Raw genomic sequence first — 18549 nt, 5'->3', positions numbered from 1 at the left:
ATGTGTATAAGAGACAGGATCGTCGTCGTCGGTGCCGGGGTCAGCGGCCTGACGTCGGCCGTGTGCCTGGCCGAGGCCGGCTGGCCGGTGCGGGTCTGGACGGCCGCCACACCCCAGCGCACGACGTCGAAGGTGGCCGGCGCGGTATGGCTGCCGCCGCGGCCCGCGGAACGTGCCGGCGACACGCTGGATTGGACCCGACACTCGCTGGGGGTGTTCCGCGAACTCGCCAACGATCCCGGCTCCGGCGTCCAGCTGGCGCCGGCGCTGGCCGTCGGCGAATTGACTGCCACCGAGTCGATGTCGGCGGCCGCGGCGTTGATTCCCGACCTGCACCCGGCCGACCCCGCCGACCTCCCGGACGGTTTCGGCAACGGCTTTCGCGCCACCCTGCCGATGATCGACATGCCGTCCTACCTCGACTACCTCACCCGGCGGCTGGCCGCGGCCGGCTGCGAAATCGAGGAGCGCCCGGTGCGGTCGCTGGCCGAGGCGGCCGACGCCGCGCCGATCGTGGTCAACTGCACCGGTCTGGCCGCGGGATCCTTGACCGGCGACGACACCGTGCGGCCGTTGTTCGGCCAGCACGTCGTGCTCACCAATCCCGGTCTGCGGCAACTGTTTGTCGAGATCGACGGCGGCCCGGAGTGGACCTGTTATTTCCCCCACCCGCGGCGCGTGGTGTGCGGCGGCGTGAGCGTTGCCGACCGCTGGGACACCGCCGCGGATCCCGACGTGACGGAGCGAATCCTGCACCGCTGCCGCAAGATTGAGCCGCGACTCGCCGAAGCCGAGGTGATAGAGGTCATCACCGCGCTGCGTCCCGGCCGCCCCTCGGTGCGGGTCGAGGCCGAGCCGCTGGGCCGGGCCCGCTGCATCCACAACTACGGGCACGGCGGCAACGGTGTGACGTTGTCCTGGGGCTGCGCGCGGGACGTGGTCCGCCTGGCCGGTGCGCGGGGGGCGCCGTGAGCATCGACTACACGCTCGACGCGCGCGTCGCCACCATCACGATCAACCGGCCGGAGACGCGCAACTCGCTGGACATGGAGCATTTCCGCGACCTGGCCCACGCGTGGGCGGCCTTCCGCGACGACACCGGCGCCTGGGTCGCGGTGATCACCGGTGTGGGACAGGACTTTTGCACCGGCGCCGACCTGAAGAAGTTCATCCCCGAACTCACCGGCGACCTGCCGCAGCCCGAGGGGTGGAACAAGGACGACGCCATTCACGCCGTCCTGCACCGCTTCCCGGTCTACAAGCCGATCATCGCCGCGATCAACGGCACCTGCGTCGCGGGGGGCTTCGAGATGTTGAGCTCCACCGACATTCGGGTGGCGGTGCCCGCCGCACGATTCGCCGTGATGGAGCCCAAGCGGGGCCTGTTCGCGGGCGGCGGTAGCACCGTTCGGCTGCCACGGCAGATGCCCTACCCCCTGGCGATGGAGTTGCTGCTGACCGCCGACATGGTGGACGCGGACCGGGCCCTGGCGATGGGGCTGATCAATCGCGTGGTCCCGCCGGAGCGGCTGATGGAGACGGCGTACGAGTACGCCGAGCGCATCACGGCGAACGCGCCGCTCGCGGTCTCCGCGACGAAACAATCCGCCGTCGAGGGCCTGGCGCTCGACCTGGCGTCGGCCTACGACAACGAAACCCGGCACAGCGACCGCATTTTCGAGACCGAGGACGCCAAGGAGGGGCCGCGGGCCTTCGCCGAGAAGCGACCGCCGCGATGGCGGGGCCGCTGAACGTCAGGCGCGCGTGCGGCGGCCGACGTCGCGAAGCACCAGCGACAGCAGCCAGCTCACGATCGACAACACGATCGCGGCCCAGATCGCCGTCCACCAGAAATGGTCGATCTGCAGGCCCCAGTGCGTGGTGTGCTCGGTGATCCGCGCGGTGATCCACAGCATCAGCGCGTTGACGACGACATGGAACAGGCCGAGGGTCAGGATGTACAGCGGGATCGACAGGAACTGGACGATCGGCTTGATGAACGCATTGACCAGACCGAAGATGACGGCGACGACGAAGATGATGCCGACCCGCTGCAGCCTCGTGTCCCCGCCGACGAACGTGATCCCGTGGACGAACTTCGTGACCAGCCAAAGCGCAAACCCGGTCAGTGCGGCGCGAATCAGAAAGGGGCCCATGCGGGAGATCCTGCCACCCCGCCGCCCTCGCGGGTAGGCGCCGTGCTCGGCGACCCAGCCGCCCACGAGTCGGTTCACCCGGTCGACGTCGGGGGTGGTTTCACGATCACGACGGGCAGGGGGCGGTGCTGGGCGGCCGCGCCACCCGCCGGGCGTCCCCCGACGCTCGCGCCACTCATCGCGCGGCCCGCCATGCCAGCGAGGGCCGTCTCGCCGAGCAGGCTTCCCTCGGCGCTTGCCGCGACGGTGGGGACGGCGCCAAGGCCGGGCAGCGCCTGGGCGGCAAGCGTGATCTCCGGCGCGGCGGCGGTCCATCCGTACGGCACCGACAGGGCGCCCACCGAGGACGCCTGGTTCAGACTTGCCGTCACCGCGCCGCCCAGACCCGTTGACCCCAGCGGGGCGACCGTGGACGCGGGCCCGGCTTCGAGCGATCCGGCCGCCGCGGCCTCACCCGCGTCCGCGGCTCCCCCGGCGCTCGCCATGCCGGCGAAATCCGTCATCGTGCCCAGGTAGTTGCCCGGCATGTAGAACCCGGACGACAGGGTGTTCAACAAGTTGCTGTTGAGGAGGGCCCCCAGCGGGGAGCCGTCCGTGCCGGCCAGGAAACCGAGAATTCCCTTCGGGCTGAAGAAGTCCGCACCGCCCATTCCCAGCCAATCCATCAGCCCCGACGACTCCGGGACGGATGGCGCGGCGAGGCTCTGCAGCGCGGCCGGCACCGCGGACTGCAGTTGCGACAGCGCCGTCTGCGCGTTCGCCGCGGCCGACGTGCCGGCGGCCTGGGTGACCGCGTCGGCCTGCGCGGCGGGCCCCGCCGGATCGGCGGTCCGCGGTGGCGGGTCGAACGGGGTCACCGCCGACGCGGCCGCCGAATCGGCGGCGTAGTAATACATGGCGGCGGCGTCCTGCGCCCACATCTCGCCGTAGTGAGCTTCCGTCGCCGCGATGGCGCCCGCGTTCAGTCCCAGAAAGTTGGTGGCGATCAGTTTCGCCAGCAGGACCCGATTGGCCGCGACCACCGGCGGCGGCACGGTCGCGGCGAAGGCGGTCTCATACGCCGTCGCCGCGGCCACGGCCTGCGCGGCGGCCTGCTCAGCCTGAGCGGCGGTCGCGGTTAACCACGCCGCATATGGTGCGGCGGCGGCGGCCATCGAGATCGCTGCCGGGCCGCGCCATTGATCACCGAGCGCCGCGATCACCGAGCTGTGGGCCAGCGCCGTCAACCGCAGCTCGGTCGCCAGCCCCGACCAGGCCGCCGCGGCGGCCAGCATCGGGGCGCAGCCCGCTCCGGAATACATGCGCCCGGAGTTGATCTCGGGCGGTAACAAGCCGAAATCCAACGATGCGCTCATGACCACCGGCCCGTCCGCTCGGGCCCGGCGGGCAAGATGCGGTTAAAGCCAGGTACGGCAACGTGATTCGTGCTGAACAGCGGTAGTGTCATCGAACGTCCTTTGTGCGACGGGATGCTCGTCGCCCACAGGGCGTTCAGCCGCAGAGCCGACCGGCGCGCCGACGAATCGGCACGCCAGTTCCTGCTACGGCCATCGGCCCAATCCACGAGGCGACGCGCACGCCGGACGCGGCGCGCCCGGCACGGCTGGCAGGTCTTCGGACTCGCAGGCACGCACCGAGAACGGTGCTCCTAGTAGCCGTCGCTTCCCGGTCCCCGAAAGAACCAGTGCCATTGACGGCGGTCGTTCCTGCATACCGCTGCGGGACAGTCCCGGATTCCCACCGGGTTCCCTCTCGCGACGGGCCTCCAACAGCGCCCGCCGCTCGATGCCGAGTGTCAAATTGCGACCCTGGCAAACCAGCTGCGCACTGCACATTACCGCAGCTTCGGTGGCTTGAGAATCCGCTGAATCGAATGCAACCCAACGGCTTAAGCCGATCCGGACTGATCAGTTGAGGTTGTAGAAGCGCTGCGCGTTCAACCCGCCGATCTTTTCGCGGGCCTCCTCGCTGATATCCGCGCGGGTCCGCAGGTGCTTGGTGCTTTCCGGCCATTCGCCGTCCCAGTGCGGGTAGTCGCTGGCGAACATGATGAAGTCGGCGCCCAGCACGTCGATGACCCCGGGCAGGATCGGCTCCTCGGGCTCGCACGTCACCCAGATGTTGCCCGCCGCCAGGTACTCGTGCGGGTCGCGCCGCCACCCGCGCTCGACCCAGTCGCCCCGCTTCTCGTAGTGCTCGTGCAGGCGATCCATGAAGAACGGGACCCAACCGGCGCCGGCCTCGAGGAACGCGACCCGCAACCGCGGGTGGCGTTCGAAGACGCCGCCGGACACCAGCGCCGTCATGGCCGTCATCTGGTCGAACGGGAAGCTGATGCAGTGCACCTGAATGTAGTTGGTGAAGCGGTCGACGCCGATCTTCGGCAGGTGGATGCCCGGGGCCCCGTGAATGCCCAGGGGCATCTCCAGGTCGACCGCGGCGGCGTAAAAGGGGTCGAGGTCGGGGTGGTCGAGGTTGCGGGTCTTGAGCGCCGGCGGGACCAGGGTCGCCACCAGCCCAAGGTCTTTCGCCTCCGTCATGACGTCGATCGCCGCCTGGCCGTGCTCGATCGGAGTCACGGCGACGCCCTTCAACCGGCCGCCCGACGGGGCGCAGTAATCCGCGATCCACTGGTTGTAGAGCCGGGCGAACCCCGCCGCGAACTCGGGATCCTCGAGGCTCGGGGCGCACAGGCCCAGGCTCGGGTACAGCACCATCGTGTCGATGTGGTCGCGGTCGGCGTCGCCGAGCACGCCTTCGGTCGATCGGCAATTGATGTCGGGCGCCTCGCTGATGCCATGCTCGGGCGGGCACCCGGCACCCGGGCCCTGATCCTCCGGATAGTTGCGGCCTTCGAACGTCAATCGCATTCGTCCGTCGGTGCTGGGCTTGACGTGCTGCGGCCACCGCTTGATGGCTTCGATTGCCAGCGAGGAGTTCTCGGCGACGTGTCCGTCGGCGTCGATGATGCGCATGTATCCGCAACTTACTCTCGCGGATTGGATGTTGAAATGGCTTGGGCGGTTGCGTCGGGGCCCGCGCGCCCGGCCCGTCCGTGATGGACCCGTGACCCGAAACGGTTATGGGCAATCTTTTTTCGGCTCGCCAGCGCTCGCGCCGATTTCAAAAGCGTGACAGAAGTACAACGGTTCAGGCCGACGACGGTTTGTCCCCTTACCGTATTCATGTCATACCTAGAAAGGAAATCGATGAGCGATTCTCCTTCGCGGGAAATGGCGCGGCGAGACTTCGTGACTAAGACGGCTTTACTAAGTGGCTCCGTAATTCTCGCGCCATGGCTCTTCCCGGTGGAAGCGAACGCTGCCCCGGTGGGCGTGGTTACGCAGCCTTCGCCGCCGGGATTCGACCCCGCTTTCGCGCTCAATGTGGGCATTCCGCTGGCATTTTCCGCATACAACGCCATGTCGGGCCTCCCGTTGAACCTGCCGCCGGGATATCAAGCGACCGCGCTGATCCAGGGCGACCGCGTTCTCGCGGCCGCACTGGCCCCTCAACATCCGGTGGCGGCGAAAATGGTGCTGCGCGACAACATCTTCGGCATTATCGGCAATAACCCGTCCACTCAGACCGCGTTCCTGGCGTTTCGCGGCACCGCCGACCTCGATGACGTCCTCACGGACCTCGACATAATTCCCACGCCGTATGGATTCGTTCCCAAGTTCGGATACGTCCATAGCGGCTTTCACGCCGTCTACCGCATGGTCCGCGCCAGCATCGTGGCCAACCTCGCCGCCGCCTGCGTGGGCTGCAATAACCTGCTGATAATCGGGCACAGCCTCGGTGGGGCGCTTGCCGTTATCGGCGCGCCCGACATCTTCGTCAACATCCCGCCGAATTTCGCGCCCCGCCTCATCACCTTCGCCGGTCCGAAGGCCGGGTTCGGCGATTTCGTCACCGCGTTCAACGAGATCATCGCCTCCTGCTCACGAGTGGTGAACTATTGCGACATCATTCCGCCGCTACCGCCGTGCCCCTACGAACACGCCGGCAGCGCGATCTACGTCGACAGCGGCGGCATCGGGCCCGGCTGGCGGCACAGCCTCAAGGCCTATCAGCGCGGCCTGCAAAGGCTGGTGGGATGACTGCCCCAACGCCGCGCGGACAGAAAGGCTCGCCATCCCGCGCCGCGTAGGCAACGATGCTGACGTGAGCACACAACGGTTGACCGCCGACCAGCGAAACTCTTTCGTCGCCGCGTTGTTGGGCTGGACGATGGATGCGTTCGATTACTTCATCGTCGTGCTCGTCTACGCCGACATCGCCAAGACTTTCCACCACAGCAAGGCGGAGGTCGCGTTCGTCACCACGGCCACCCTGATCATGCGTCCGGTGGGCGCCCTGCTGTTCGGGCTGTGGGCCGACCGCGTCGGACGGCGGCTGCCGCTGATGGTCGACGTGATGTTCTACTCCGTCGTCGGCTTCCTGTGCGCGTTCGCGCCCAACTTCACGGTATTGGTGATCCTGCGGCTGCTGTACGGGATCGGCATGGGCGGTGAGTGGGGGTTGGGGGCCGCGCTGGCCATGGAGAAGGTTCCGGTCGAGCGGCGCGGGTTCTTCTCCGGGCTGCTGCAGGAGGGCTACGCATTCGGCTACCTGCTGGCCAGCGTCGCCTCGCTGGTGGTGATGAACTGGCTCGGGTTGTCGTGGAGGTGGCTCTTCGCGCTGAGCATCATCCCCGCGCTGGTCAGCCTGATCATCCGGTACCGGGTCGAGGAGTCCGAGGTCTGGGAGGCCGCCCAGGATCAAATGAAGTTGACCAGCACCAGGATTCGGGACGTGCTGCGCGACGGGGCGATCATCCGCCGGTTCTTCTACCTGGTGCTGCTGATGACGGCCTTCAACTGGATGAGCCACGGCACCCAGGACGTCTACCCGACCTTCCTGACGTCGACCGCCAACCACGGCGCCGCCCTGTCCAGCGCCACCGTCAAGTGGATCGTCATCGTGTACAACATCGGCGCGATCATCGGCGGGCTGGTGTTCGGCACGCTGTCGCAACGGTTCAGCCGCCGCTACACCATCATCTTCTGCGCCCTGCTGGGGCTGCCGATCGTTCCGCTGTTCGCCTACTCGCGCACGGCCGCGATGCTGTGCCTCGGCTCGTTTCTGATGCAGCTTTGCGTGCAGGGCGCGTGGGGCGTGATCCCCGCCCACCTGACCGAGATGTCGCCGGATGCCATCCGCGGCCTCTACCCCGGCGTGACCTACCAGCTCGGAAACCTGTTGGCCGCGTTCAACCTACCGATCCAGGAACGCCTCGGCGAGTCGCACGGGTATCCGTTCGCGTTGGCGGCGACGATCGTGCCCGTACTCATCGCCGTCGCGTTCCTCACGCTGATCGGTAAGGACGCCACGGGGATTCGCTTCGGCACGGCCGAAACCGCTTTCCTGCCAAGCGAAGCGAAGTGACTCAGGTTTCTACGTCGAGATTGCCGCTGCGGTTGTGGTTTGGGCGCCAATCGCGACCATGGCGGCAATCTCGAAGTCGGGCCTAGCCGACAGCGCCCAGCAGGCGCCGCAGCAGGTGCATGGCCACCGTCGTCGAGCGCTCCCGGATGTCCGAGCGATTGCCGGGCAGCCGCAACGTGCGGGTGTGCTTTGGGCCGTCACTCAGCGCCACGGTGAAACAGACTGTGCCCACCGGCTTTTCGGGCGTCCCTCCGCCCGGCCCGGCGATTCCGGTGATCGCGACGGCGGTGTCGGCGCCGAAACGGCTCAGCGCGCCGGCCGCCATCGCCTCGGCCACCGGCTCGGACACCGCGCCGTGGGCCTCGATCAGCCCCGGGTCGACGCTAAGCAGCTCGGCTTTCGCGTCGTTCGAGTAGGCGACCACCCCGCCGGCCACGTAGTCCGATGATCCGGGCCGGTCGGTCAGCCGCGCCGCCAGCAGCCCCGCGGTGCAGGATTCGGCCGTCGCGATCCGGCGGCCGGCCAGCGCCCCGGCGACCAAATCGTCCACCGTGGAACCGTCTTCGGAGAAGAGCTGTTCGCCGTGCCGGTCGCGCACTAGTTGCATCAGCTTGGCGTAGCTGTCGGAGTTGTCCGGCTCGTAGCGGGTGACCATTTCGACCTCGCCGCGGCGCAGGCAGGTGGTGATCTCGAGCGACTCGAAGCCGGGTACCGACGCCTCGGCGTCGCGCAACGTCTCGGCCAGACCCGACTCGGGCAGCCCGAACATTCGCACGGTCTCCTGCCGATAGGCCGTCCGGCCCGCGATCGCCTGCTGCGCGGCGGGCGTCTCGATGGCGCGGCGCCACATCGGCTGCAGCTCGCGCGGCGGGCCGGGAAGCACGATGACCGTCGGCGTCCCGGGGACCACCACACCGGGCGCGGTGCCGACCGGGTCGAGCACCTGCGCGCCGGCGGGGATCATCGCCTGCTTGCGGTTGGCGGCGCGCACCGCCTCGAAATCGACACCCTCGAAGCGGGCCATCAGCTTCTTGAGGATGTTCGCGATCTTGGCTTCGGTCTCGTCGTCCAACACCAACTCGCGGCCGCAGAACCGGGCCACCACCTCGACCGTCATGTCGTCGGCCGTGGGTCCCAGGCCGCCGCTGGTGACGATCAGGTCCATGCCCTGCTCGGCCATGAAGCGCAGCTGCGCCTCGATGTCGGCGGGCCGGTCGCCGCAGATCGTGATATGCGCCAGCTCGACGCCCAGCTCCAGCAGGCGGTCGGCGATCCACGGCCCGTTGGCATCCTGGACGCGCCCGGTGAGGACCTCGGTTCCGGTGACAACGATGCCTGCGCGTGCGCTCACCGCCATGAGCCTACTGGCAGGGCTGGGAGACAATGAGCCGATGATCGAGCTGGAGGTCGTGCAGGCGGACGTCACCAAACTCGAACTCGACGCGATCGCCAACGCGGCCAACACGCAACTGCGCCACGGCGGCGGAGTCGCGGCGGCCATTGCCCGCGCCGGCGGTCCGGACGTGCAGCGGGAATCGACGCGCAAGGCGCCCATCGGCCTCGGGGAAGCCGTCGAGACCACGGCCGGCGCCATGCCCGCGCGCTACGTCATCCACGCCGCCACCATGGAACTCGGCGGCCCGACCTCGGCGACGATCATCACGCGGGCCGCCGCCGCCACGCTGCGAAGGGCCGACGAGCTCGGCTGCCGCACGCTTGGACTGGTCGCGTTCGGCACCGGCGTCGGCGGCTTCCCGCTGGACGAGGCGGCGCGACTGATGGTGGACGCGGTCCGGCGACATTCCGCGGGTGCGCTGGAGAAGGTGGTGTTCGCGGTCCACGGTGACGCGGCCGAGCGCGCGTTCACCGACGCCGTTCAGGGGTTGGACAGGTGGCGCTCGACGGTGGCGACCTTCTGCGTCATCGCGTCGCTGACCCCGGCCCGCCAGTCCGCCTTGATCACCGTGCTGACCCGGGGCGCGCGAGCGGCCACCGCCTCGACCGCGCGCTGCACCACCGCCATCACCTCTTCCCAGGTTTCGCCCTCGATCACGGTGAACATCGAATCGGTCCGGTTCGGCAGCCCGGAATCACGCACCACCCGAACCGCTTCCGCGACGATCTCGCCGACGCCCTCGCCCACACCCATCGGGGTGACGGAGAACGCGACGAGCACTGACACACGACGAGCCTACCGATTCTCCGGCGGGGCCGGGCTGGCAGCATCGAGCCCATGCGGATTCTGGTGCAGCGGGTCGCGTCGGCGACGGTGTCGGTCGAGGGCGAGGCGGTGGGCGCCATCCGGCCGGACGGCCAGGGCCTGCTGGCCTTCGTCGGCGTCACCCACAGCGACGACCTCGACAAGGCGCGGCGGCTCGCCGAAAAACTTTGGTATTTACGGATTCTCGATGAGGAACGGTCGGCGGCGGACGTCAACGCGCCCATCCTGGTGGTCAGCCAGTTCACCCTCTACGCCGACACCGCCAAGGGGCGGCGGCCGTCGTGGAACGCCGCCGCTCCCGGCCCGGTGGCCGAGCCGCTGGTCGCGGCTTTCGCCGAGGCGCTGCAGCGGTTGGGCGCCGAGGTGCGGACCGGCGTTTTCGGTGCGCACATGCGGGTCGAGTTGGTCAACGACGGCCCGGTCACGGTGTTGTTGGAGCTCTGAGTACGTTGGACCTCGGCCCTGAAGGAAAGGAGCGGACATGAGCACGACGCCCGAGTTCGGCAAGCTCCGTTCCGACGATGACAACTGGGACATCGTCAGCAGCGTGGGCTACACCGCCTTGCTGGTCGCCGGCTGGCGCGCGGTGCACGCCCTGAGCCCGCAGCCGCTGGTCCGGGACGATTACGCCAAGGTCTTCATCGCCGCCTCGCAAGACCCGTATCTGGCGGCCGCGGTTGCCAATCCGGGCACGTCGGAAGACGAGATGGCCTTCCCCCGCCTCTACGGCGTGCAGACCCGATTTTTCGACGACTTCTTCGAGGAGGCCGGCGCCGCCGGCATACGCCAGGCGGTGATCGTCGCCGCCGGGCTGGACTCCCGGGCGTATCGGCTCGAATGGGCCCCGGGCACAACCGTTTTCGAGATCGATCTGCCAAAGGTGCTGGAATTCAAGGCGCGCGTGCTCGGCGAAGAGGGCGCGGCGCCCAAGGCCCGCAGGGTCGAGGTGGCCGCCGACCTGCGCACCGACTGGTCCAGGGCGCTGGAGGCCGCCGGCTTTGACTCCGAGGCTCCCAGCGCCTGGTCGGTGGAGGGGGTGCTGCCCTACCTGACCGACGAGGCCCAGAACACGCTCTTCACCCGGATCAGCGGCCTCAGCGCGCCCGGCAGCCGGATCGCCATCGGCGCGTTGGGTTCTCGGCTGGATCACGACCAGCTCGAGGCGTTGGAGACGGCGCATCCCGGCGTCAACATGTCCGGTGACGTCGATTTCTCCGCGCTGACGTACGAACCACAGACCGATCCGGCGGAACGGCTGGCCGCGCACGGCTGGACGGTCCAGCCCGTGCGCAACACGCTCGACCTGCAGGCCGGCTACGGGATGACCCCACCGGACGTCGACGTCAAGATCGACAGCTTCATGCGGTCGCAATACATCACGGCGACACGTTAAGGCGCGGCGCCCGCCTAGGGCGTCAACAGGATTTTCACGTCATCGCCCGACCGCGACGCGGCGGTCGCATAGCCCTTGGCGGCTTCGTCGAGCGGCAGCGTCGTGGTGAAGATGCCGTCGGTGTCCAGGCGCCCGGATTGCAGCAGCGGGATCAACTCCGGCCACGTGCGCTGCACCGGCGCCGTGGTCATCCGCAGGGTGATGCTGCGGATCAGGCAGCCCAGGGCGTTGAGCGGGAACGGGTTCATGTCGTGCACACCGACGACCGACACGGTCCCCCCCGGCCGCACCGCGTTGAGCGCGTCGGTCAACGACGCGTCCGTGGCGACGGCGTCGATCACCGCGTCGGCGCCGCGCCCCCCGGTCGCCGCGAGGATGGCCTCGACCGCCGGCGCCTTGAGGGGCGTCGCCCCCCACCGCGCCGCGCGGTCCAACCGCCCGTCGACCTGGTCGACCGCGTAAACCGTTGCGGCGCCCTGGAACAGCGCGCTGCGCAGCGAACACAGGCCGACGGCGCCCAGGCCGATGACCGCCACGGTGCCACCGGGCGGGATATCGGCGCGTTGCGCCGCCGCCCACCCCGTGGCGAGGTTGTCGGTGAGCAGCAGCGCCTGTTCGACGCTGATGCCTTCCGGCATCTTGAGCAGCTGGAAGTCCGCCGCCGGCACCGCCAGCAGGTCGGCCTGCGCCCCGCCCAGGACGCCGCCGCCGAAGATCTGGAAGCCGTTGTGGCACATGACCGGATCGCGGGTGGCACAGCCGGCGCACTTGCCGCACCCGGTCACCGACGACACCATCACCTGGTCCCCGACCTTGACGGTGCGCACATCGCGTCCCGTCTGGACCACGGTGCCGATCGCCTCGTGGCCGAGCGCGATCGGGTCGGCCATCGGGAAATCCGCCTCGTAGAAGTGCAGGTCGGATCCGCAGATGCCGGCGGCGGTGACCTCGACGATCGCCCCGTCGGGGCCGGGCAGCGCCGGGTCGGGCCGGGTGTCGACCCGGATGCTGTGGGGGCCGTCGACGACTACCGTACGCATGCTGGTGTGCTCACTTCCCCTGCCGCACAACAAATTTGGACCAGTCGGGCGCGCGCACCGCGGCCCAGTATTCGTTGAGGCGCCACGGGCTGACGGTGTGGATCTCCCCGTCGGCGTTCTTGAAGTAGGAGTGCTTGACCGCGGGGTGTGCCCACACCATCTTCTTGATCTGGTTCTGGGTCCGCTCATGCCAATCGGCGGCGGCTTCGGGCTTCGGCTCCAGCGAATGCACGTCTTCCTGGGCCAGCCGCGCCAGGCACTGGTCGATGTAGCGCATCTGCAATTCGGACTGAAAGATCAGGCTGCCCCCGTGCGCGAGGTGGGTGCCGGGCCCGTAGATGATGAACAGGTTCGGGAAGTTCGGAACCGTGATGCCGAGGTAGGCGTACGGCCGGCTCCCCCACATCTCGCGCAGGTCGACTCCGTCGCGGCCGGTGATCTTCAGCGGCCACAGCACGTCGGTGTGGCGGAATCCCGTGGCGTACACGATCACGTCGACGTCATGCGCCACGCCGTCTTCGGTGACGATGCCGCGCGGGGTGATCCGTCGAATGGGTGTGCGCACCAACTCGACGTTGTCGCGCTGCAACGTCTGCAACCAGCTGCCGTTGTCCTGCAGGGTCCGTTTGCCGCACGCGGGATAGTCGGGCATCACCTTGCTCAGCAGCTCTGAGGATTCCCCGACCTGACTGGTGATCCATTGGGAGAACATCATCTGGGCGGCGGCGTTGATGTCGCTGACCGCGTGTTCCTGGTCCGCGTAGTCGGGGTCGCTTTCCGCGGCGTCCAGGCCCTTGTCGGAGCCGGGCCACAGCACCAGGAAGCGGTACCACCGTCCGTAGAACGGCAGGTGGCGCATGGCCCACCGCATGCCCTCGCCGACCTCGTCGTGATATATCGGGTTGGGAAACATCCACTGCGCGGTCCGCTGAAACACCGTCAGGTGCGCGACATCCGGGGCGATGGCGGGGGCGATCTGAAAACCGCTGGCGCCGGCGCCGACGAGCGCGACGCGCTTTCCGCTCACGTCGACGGAGTGGTCCCAGGCGGCGGAGTGGAAGGACGGCCCCGCGAAGCTCTCGGCGCCGTCGAACTCGGGGATGTGGGGCCGGTTCAACTGACCGACCGCGGTGATCAGCGCCCGCGCGCGCACCGTGCTGGTCTGACCCTCGGCGCCGCGCAGCCGGACGCTCCAGGTCGCGTCGTCGTCGAACCACTCGGCGGCCAGCACCTCCGTGTTCCACAGCACGTGCCCGGCCAGGTCGTGCTTGTCGATGACCCGGGTGAAATAGTCCTGCAGCTCGTGCTGCTCGGCGAAGAAATGCGTCCAGTCGTTGTTGGGTTCGAAGCTGTAGCAATAGAAGTGGTTGGCCACGTCGACGCGCGCGCCGGGATAGCTGTTCTCCCACCACGTTCCGCCCGGGCCGGCGTTCTTCTCCACGATGGTGAAGGGGATGTTGGCCTGCTTGAGCCGGATTCCGGCCAGGATGCCCGATTCGCCGCACCCGACGACCAGGACCGGAATGTCGGCCGCGCTCTCGGTCGGCAGGGCGGCCGGCCGGCGCGGGTCGACGGCTTCGAGGTCCATCTCTTCGAGGACCAGGGGCAGGTAGTCGTCACCGACGTGCTCGCAGGCCGCCCAGTCCATCATCTCCCGAACGAGCTCGAGGCTCAGCGGCTTTGGCTCGGGGCAGCCACGGTCGCGATAGTCGGTGATCACCGGCAACGCCGCCGCGCGGGCCCGGGCCTTGTCCTCCTCGGACATGAATCCCTGAATCTCGTTGAGGAAGACGCCCATCTGCTTGAAGTCGCGGATGAAGCGCGGGTCGCCGGTGATGTGCACGAGCGAAAGCAGCAGCGTCGGGATGCTGACCTCCGCCAGGGCGGCCTCGATCTCGGCCGTCGACGTGGTGAAGGGATCGCCGGCATAGGCGCTGCGCATCGAGCCGATCCTCTCGGTGAACGGGGCTGTCAAATTACGCTACTCGCCGTGTCGTAATTGGAAGCACTACGGTACCCGCTGCGCAGCGAGCGGATCAATAGCCCGATCGCTGGGACAATGAGTCACCTCGACTAGCGAGATGGAGGAGCGCCATGGCCTCGCTGCTCACGGCCTGCGGTGGGTTCCTGTTCGCGGTTTTGTGGATGGACCTGATCTTCGACGTCCAAGTCCTCCGGTTCCGTTCTGCGCCAACCGATCTGCCCGAGGCGGTGCTCGCTTCCATCGCGGCTTACTACCACCGCGCGACGACCACGTCTCGCCCGATGAGCCGGCTGATCGCCGCCGTCATGGTGATCCTGTTGGCCGCGTTGACCTACCAGTCCGCGCGCGGGCACGACCCCTCGTGGCTCCTTGTCCTATCGGCCGCCCTGGCGGGGATCCCGATGCTGCTGGCGTTGACGCAGACGGTGCCCGACGCGGTGCGACTCGGGCGCCGCGGGGACGGGCCGCACGAGCAGAGCCGCCTGGCGCGGTCCATCTGCCGGGATCACCTCGTGTGCGCCGGCTGCATGTTCGCGTTCCTGGCGCTGTGGATCGCGCGGAGCGCGGCGGTCTGAGCGACCACGCGACGGGTCGTAGTGACAAATCGCAGGTCAGGACCCGCTGGCCACGTCAATGCCCTTCGTACTAAACTAGAACACGTTCCAATTTTTTGGCTTCGGTCCGCGCCCCACAGGAGTAGGCATGCACACCGCCATCTGCGATGAGCTTGGTATCGAGTTTCCGATCTTCGCGTTCACCCACTGCCGAGATGTCGTCGTCGCGGTCAGCAAGGCCGGGGGGTTCGGCGTGCTCGGCGCGGTCGGCTTCACGCCCGAGCAGCTCGAGATCGAGCTCAATTGGATCGACGAGAACATCGGCGACCACCCCTACGGCGTCGACATCGTGATCCCGAACAAGTACGAGGGCATGGACTCGCACCTGTCGGCCGAAGAGCTGGCCGAGACGCTGCGCAAGATGGTGCCCCAGGAGCATCTCGACTTCGGCAAGAAGATCCTCGCCGACCACGGCGTGCCCATCGAGGACAGCGACGGCGACAGCCTGCAGCTGCTCGGCTGGACCGAGGCGACCGCGACACCGCAGGTCGAGGTGGCGCTCAAGCACCCGAAGGTGAAGATGATCGCCAACGCGCTCGGCACTCCCCCGGCCGACATGATCAAGCACATCCACGACGCGGGGCTCAAGGTGGCCGCGCTGTGCGGCTCCCCCTCGCAGGCGCGCAAGCACGCCGACGCGGGCGTCGACATCATCATCGCCCAGGGCGGCGAGGCCGGCGGCCACTGCGGCGAGGTGGGCTCGATCGTGCTCTGGCCGCAGGTGGTCAAGGAGGTCGCCCCCGTCCCCGTGCTCGGCGCGGGCGGCATCGGCAGCGGCCAGCAGATCGCCGCGGCACTGGCGCTGGGCTGCCAGGGCGCGTGGACGGGCTCCCAGTGGCTGATGGTCGAGGAGTCGTCCAACACCCCGGTTCAGCAGGCGGCCTACATCAAGGCGGGCAGCCGCGACACCGTCCGCAGCCGCTCGTTCACCGGCAAGCCGGCCCGGATGCTGCGCAACGACTGGACCGAGGCCTGGGAGCAGCCGGACAACCCGAAGCCGCTCGGCATGCCGCTGCAGTACATGGTTTCCGGCATGGCGGTGCGGGCCACCAACCGGTACCCCAACGAGTCCGTCGATGTCGCGTTCAACCCGGTCGGACAGGTCGTCGGTCAGTTCCAGAAGGTGGAAAAGACCGCGACCGTCATCGAGCGCTGGGTGCAGGAGTACCTCGAGGCGACCAACCGGCTCGACGAGCTCAACGAGGCCGCCTCCGTCTGACGATCGCTAGACGTCGTCTACGTCGTCGCCTTCGTCGTGGCCGGTGAACACCTCTTTGGCCCGGTCCACGGCGTAGGTGCCGATTTCGATCGAGTTTTGAACGATGCCGCTGGCACCGCCGGCGATGTCACCGCGGATGATGTCGCTGGCGTGTTCGACGATGTCGGAGGCCTTCTCGACCGCGTTGGTCGCGATGTCCTTGGCCGCGTCGACCGCATCTTTCGGGGTGAAGCCCATCTCGCGTCTCCTCTAGTCACCGGACAGTCGCTATGACTCTAGTCCGGGCGCACGGCGCTAGTAGTTCACCAAGGTGCGCCAGTAGGACTCGGGGATCTCGGCGCCGGAGCGCAGTATCCGGGCCAGGCCGACGGCCATCGCGATGCCGAGCAGCCCCAGCCACAGCCCGGTCAGCGCGATGATTCCCCACAGGACGGCCGTGACCGCGGGCCACGGCGACAGCACCGCCAGCACCGGCGCGAAAAAGAATCCGGTCCCGATGTACCACGCCGAGCCGGCACGGTCCGACGCCAGCACGAAGCGCAGCCAGCGCGGCACCGGGGGTGCGCCGGGCTGCCCGTCGTTCATGGCTCAGCCGATCATCCAGCCGGCGGGAAGAATCCCGCCCCGGTGAACCAGCCCTCTTGCCAGCCCCGCTCGCCCAGGCACAGCATCGGCAGGCCGGCCTCCGATTGCGCCGCGGCTTGCGGCCCAGGGCACTTCGCGCCGATCTGCTGTACCCCGTACAGCGGATACGAAATGACCCAGTAGCCGGTGGTGGCCGCCGGGAACTGGTTGGGCGGCGGGAAGTGGCACGCCTCGGCCTGGCCGCTGGGCCCGCGGCCGAAGATGAACCGCTCATAGTTGTCGCACGGCGCCCCCAACGAGGCCTGATAGTTCATGTTCGGCACGTCGCCGTCGTAGCCGGCCGAGGCGCACGGCGCCACGCCGATCGCGATGCCCGCCAATGAAGCGGCGCTGAGCAATTCCCGAATCATCTTCCACCCCGCTTGTCGTCGCCGGTGACCTGCACCAAAGCATATCCATCGGGCCGCCTGCCACAAGACCGTATCGGCGCGGCCGCCGGCGGACGAGGAACACGTTCCAATTCGCACCCGGCGATCTTGCGCCAATGCTTCCCAACGGTGGTGCGGCAATGGTTTATTTGCACAAAGACGACTAGACCACTTCGTCATCGAGGAGCGGGCAATGCCAACCGTCGAGCCAACCGCCAAGCCGGTCCCCAATCTCCCGCCCGGATTCGACTTCACCGATCCGGACATCCACGCCGAGCGGCTACCGGTGGAGGAACTGGCCGAGCTGCGGCGGACCGCGCCGATCTGGTGGAACGAGCAGCCGATCGGGGCGGGCGGATTCGACGACGGCGGCTTCTGGGTGGTGTCCAAGCACAAAGACGTCAAAGAGATTTCGCTGCGCAGCGACGTCTTCTCCAGCCTGCAGAAGACCGCGCTTCCGCGCTACAAGGACGGCACGGTCGGCGAGCAGATCGAACGCGGCAAGTACGTCCTGCTCAACATGGACGCGCCGCAGCACACCCGGCTGCGCAAGATCATCTCGCGCGCCTTCACTCCCCGCGCCATCGAGCGCCTGCGCGGCGACCTCGCCGAGCGCGCCCGGCGCATCGTGGAGGAAGCGGCCGAACAGGGTCGCGGCGACTTCGTCGAGCAGGTGTCATGCGAGCTGCCGTTGCAGGCCATCGCCGGATTGATGGGTGTGCCACAGGAAGAGCGCAAGAAGCTTTTTCATTGGTCCAACGAAATGGTCGGCGACCAGGACCCCGAATTCGCCAACAACGACGCCATCACCGCCTCGGTCGAACTCATCATGTACGGCATGCAGATGGCCGCCGACCGGGCGAAGAACCCGGGCGAAGACCTCGTGACCAAGCTGGTGCAGGCCGACATCGACGGCCACAAGCTCTCCGACGACGAGTTCGGTTTCTTCGTGATCCTGTTGGCGGTGGCGGGCAACGAGACCACCCGCAACTCCATCACTCAGGGCATGATGGCCTTCACCGACTTCCCGGACCAGTGGGAGCTGTTCAAAAGGGAGCGCCCGGCCACCGCGGCCGACGAGATCGTCCGGTGGGCCACCCCCGTCACGTCGTTCCAGCGCACCGCGCTGCAGGACTACGAACTGTCCGGCGTGCAGATCAAGAAGGGTCAGCGGGTGGTAATGGTCTACCGCTCGGCCAATTTCGACGAGGATGTGTTCGACGACCCGTTCACCTTCAACATCCTGCGCGACCCCAACCCACACGTGGGATTCGGCGGCACCGGCGCGCACTATTGCATCGGCGCCAACCTTGCCCGCATGACCATCGACCTGATGTTCAACGCGATCGCCGACGGCATCCCGAACCTGGAATCGATCGGCAAACCCGAACGGCTGCGGTCGGGCTGGCTCAACGGGATCAAGCACTGGCAGGTCGACTACCACACCAACGGCGCGAAAGCTGGTGCCGCACAGTAGCA

At 68.1% G+C, this 18549-nt stretch carries 19 protein-coding genes, 1 pseudogene and 1 riboswitch; of the genes and pseudogenes, 10 read left to right on the top strand and 10 right to left on the bottom strand.

Features of this window, described 5'->3' with window-relative positions; genetic code table 11:
* Positions 1 to 972, top strand: a complete 972-nt coding sequence (locus WU80_RS14940; RefSeq protein WP_055405780.1) for an FAD-dependent oxidoreductase — start codon at positions 1 to 3, stop codon at positions 970 to 972.
* Entirely contained in the window at positions 969 to 1751 is a 783-nt protein-coding gene (locus WU80_RS14935; protein WP_055403456.1) for an enoyl-CoA hydratase/isomerase family protein, read from the top strand. Before WU80_RS14940 ends, WU80_RS14935 begins: the two co-directional genes overlap by 4 nt.
* A gap of 3 nt (positions 1752 to 1754) precedes the next feature.
* On the opposite strand, the gene WU80_RS14930 is transcribed toward WU80_RS14935, so the two are convergent.
* The 3 genes from WU80_RS14930 to WU80_RS14920 all read right to left on the bottom strand — a co-directional run bounded on the left by WU80_RS14930 (position 1755) and on the right by WU80_RS14920 (position 5131).
* The gene (locus WU80_RS14930) at positions 1755 to 2156 is read right to left on the bottom strand and encodes a phage holin family protein (protein ID WP_055403461.1); all 402 of its coding nucleotides are present in this window, start codon (positions 2154 to 2156) and stop codon (positions 1755 to 1757) included.
* A gap of 74 nt (positions 2157 to 2230) precedes the next feature.
* A complete protein-coding gene (locus WU80_RS14925; protein WP_055403455.1) occupies positions 2231 to 3511 on the bottom strand; it encodes a PPE family protein in 1281 nt (426 codons plus the stop codon).
* A 232-nt stretch (positions 3512 to 3743) separates the two neighbouring features.
* Positions 3744 to 3950: riboswitch (cobalamin riboswitch) on the bottom strand.
* A 113-nt stretch (positions 3951 to 4063) separates the two neighbouring features.
* Positions 4064 to 5131 (bottom strand): amidohydrolase family protein, encoded by a 1068-nt coding sequence (locus WU80_RS14920; protein ID WP_055403454.1) that lies wholly within the window; start codon positions 5129 to 5131, stop codon positions 4064 to 4066.
* Between the two features lie 234 nt (positions 5132 to 5365).
* Here WU80_RS14920 and WU80_RS14915 point away from each other — a divergent pair, with 234 nt between their 5' ends.
* Positions 5366 to 6259 (top strand): lipase family protein, encoded by an 894-nt coding sequence (locus WU80_RS14915; RefSeq protein ID WP_231633830.1) that lies wholly within the window; start codon positions 5366 to 5368, stop codon positions 6257 to 6259.
* 64 nt (positions 6260 to 6323) lie between these two features.
* Positions 6324 to 7586, top strand: a complete 1263-nt coding sequence (locus WU80_RS14910) for a sialate:H+ symport family MFS transporter (RefSeq protein ID WP_197281254.1) — start codon at positions 6324 to 6326, stop codon at positions 7584 to 7586.
* An 82-nt stretch (positions 7587 to 7668) separates the two neighbouring features.
* On the opposite strand, the gene WU80_RS14905 is transcribed toward WU80_RS14910, so the two are convergent.
* The gene (locus WU80_RS14905; RefSeq protein WP_055403452.1) at positions 7669 to 8943 is read right to left on the bottom strand and encodes a competence/damage-inducible protein A; all 1275 of its coding nucleotides are present in this window, start codon (positions 8941 to 8943) and stop codon (positions 7669 to 7671) included.
* A gap of 34 nt (positions 8944 to 8977) precedes the next feature.
* On the opposite strand from WU80_RS14905, the pseudogene WU80_RS25475 reads away from it, so the two are divergent.
* Positions 8978 to 9466: pseudogene (locus tag WU80_RS25475) on the top strand (macro domain-containing protein); the annotation flags it as partial.
* Here WU80_RS25475 and WU80_RS14890 read toward each other — a convergent pair.
* A complete protein-coding gene (locus WU80_RS14890) occupies positions 9463 to 9768 on the bottom strand; it encodes an MTH1187 family thiamine-binding protein (RefSeq protein WP_055403449.1) in 306 nt (101 codons plus the stop codon). The pseudogene WU80_RS25475 and the gene WU80_RS14890 sit on opposite strands and share 4 nt — an antisense overlap.
* A gap of 51 nt (positions 9769 to 9819) precedes the next feature.
* On the opposite strand from WU80_RS14890, the gene dtd reads away from it, so the two are divergent.
* Positions 9820 to 10251, top strand: a complete 432-nt coding sequence (gene dtd / locus WU80_RS14885) for a D-aminoacyl-tRNA deacylase (protein ID WP_055403448.1) — start codon at positions 9820 to 9822, stop codon at positions 10249 to 10251.
* Between the two features lie 37 nt (positions 10252 to 10288).
* The gene (locus tag WU80_RS14880; RefSeq protein WP_055403447.1) at positions 10289 to 11200 is read left to right on the top strand and encodes a class I SAM-dependent methyltransferase; all 912 of its coding nucleotides are present in this window, start codon (positions 10289 to 10291) and stop codon (positions 11198 to 11200) included.
* 14 nt (positions 11201 to 11214) lie between these two features.
* Here the strand turns inward: WU80_RS14880 and WU80_RS14875 are convergent, their stop codons facing one another.
* Together WU80_RS14875 and WU80_RS14870 are read right to left on the bottom strand one after the other, a co-directional pair.
* Positions 11215 to 12240, bottom strand: a complete 1026-nt coding sequence (locus WU80_RS14875; RefSeq protein WP_055403446.1) for an alcohol dehydrogenase catalytic domain-containing protein — start codon at positions 12238 to 12240, stop codon at positions 11215 to 11217.
* Positions 12241 to 12250: 10 nt separating this feature from the next.
* A complete protein-coding gene (locus tag WU80_RS14870) occupies positions 12251 to 14182 on the bottom strand; it encodes an NAD(P)/FAD-dependent oxidoreductase (protein WP_055403445.1) in 1932 nt (643 codons plus the stop codon).
* Between the two features lie 152 nt (positions 14183 to 14334).
* Between WU80_RS14870 and WU80_RS14865 the strand changes: the two genes are divergently transcribed.
* Both WU80_RS14865 and WU80_RS14860 read left to right on the top strand, forming a co-directional pair.
* Positions 14335 to 14799, top strand: a complete 465-nt coding sequence (locus WU80_RS14865) for a hypothetical protein (protein ID WP_055403444.1) — start codon at positions 14335 to 14337, stop codon at positions 14797 to 14799.
* A 127-nt stretch (positions 14800 to 14926) separates the two neighbouring features.
* Entirely contained in the window at positions 14927 to 16057 is a 1131-nt protein-coding gene (locus tag WU80_RS14860; RefSeq protein WP_055403443.1) for a nitronate monooxygenase, read from the top strand.
* A 6-nt stretch (positions 16058 to 16063) separates the two neighbouring features.
* On the opposite strand, the gene WU80_RS14855 is transcribed toward WU80_RS14860, so the two are convergent.
* From WU80_RS14855 to WU80_RS14845, 3 genes are read right to left on the bottom strand one after another with little or no spacing between them, the layout of a single operon-like run.
* Positions 16064 to 16294, bottom strand: a complete 231-nt coding sequence (locus tag WU80_RS14855; RefSeq protein ID WP_055403442.1) for a hypothetical protein — start codon at positions 16292 to 16294, stop codon at positions 16064 to 16066.
* A gap of 57 nt (positions 16295 to 16351) precedes the next feature.
* A complete protein-coding gene (locus tag WU80_RS14850) occupies positions 16352 to 16642 on the bottom strand; it encodes a hypothetical protein (RefSeq protein WP_055403441.1) in 291 nt (96 codons plus the stop codon).
* A gap of 11 nt (positions 16643 to 16653) precedes the next feature.
* Positions 16654 to 17052, bottom strand: coding sequence for a hypothetical protein (locus WU80_RS14845; protein ID WP_055403440.1), 399 nt, complete (start codon positions 17050 to 17052; stop codon positions 16654 to 16656).
* Positions 17053 to 17263: 211 nt separating this feature from the next.
* Here WU80_RS14845 and WU80_RS14840 point away from each other — a divergent pair, with 211 nt between their 5' ends.
* Complete coding sequence (locus tag WU80_RS14840) at positions 17264 to 18547, top strand: cytochrome P450 (protein ID WP_055403439.1); 1284 nt, start codon at positions 17264 to 17266, stop codon at positions 18545 to 18547.
* The last annotated feature ends 2 nt before the right edge of the window (positions 18548 to 18549 follow it).

Origin of the sequence: Mycobacterium sp. UM_11, assembly GCF_001414075.1 — a bacterium.
Taxonomy (GTDB): Bacteria; Actinomycetota; Actinomycetes; order Mycobacteriales; family Mycobacteriaceae; genus Mycobacterium.
The sequence above is the reverse complement of the archived record's forward strand: the minus strand, read 5'-3'. Positions and strand labels throughout refer to the sequence as shown.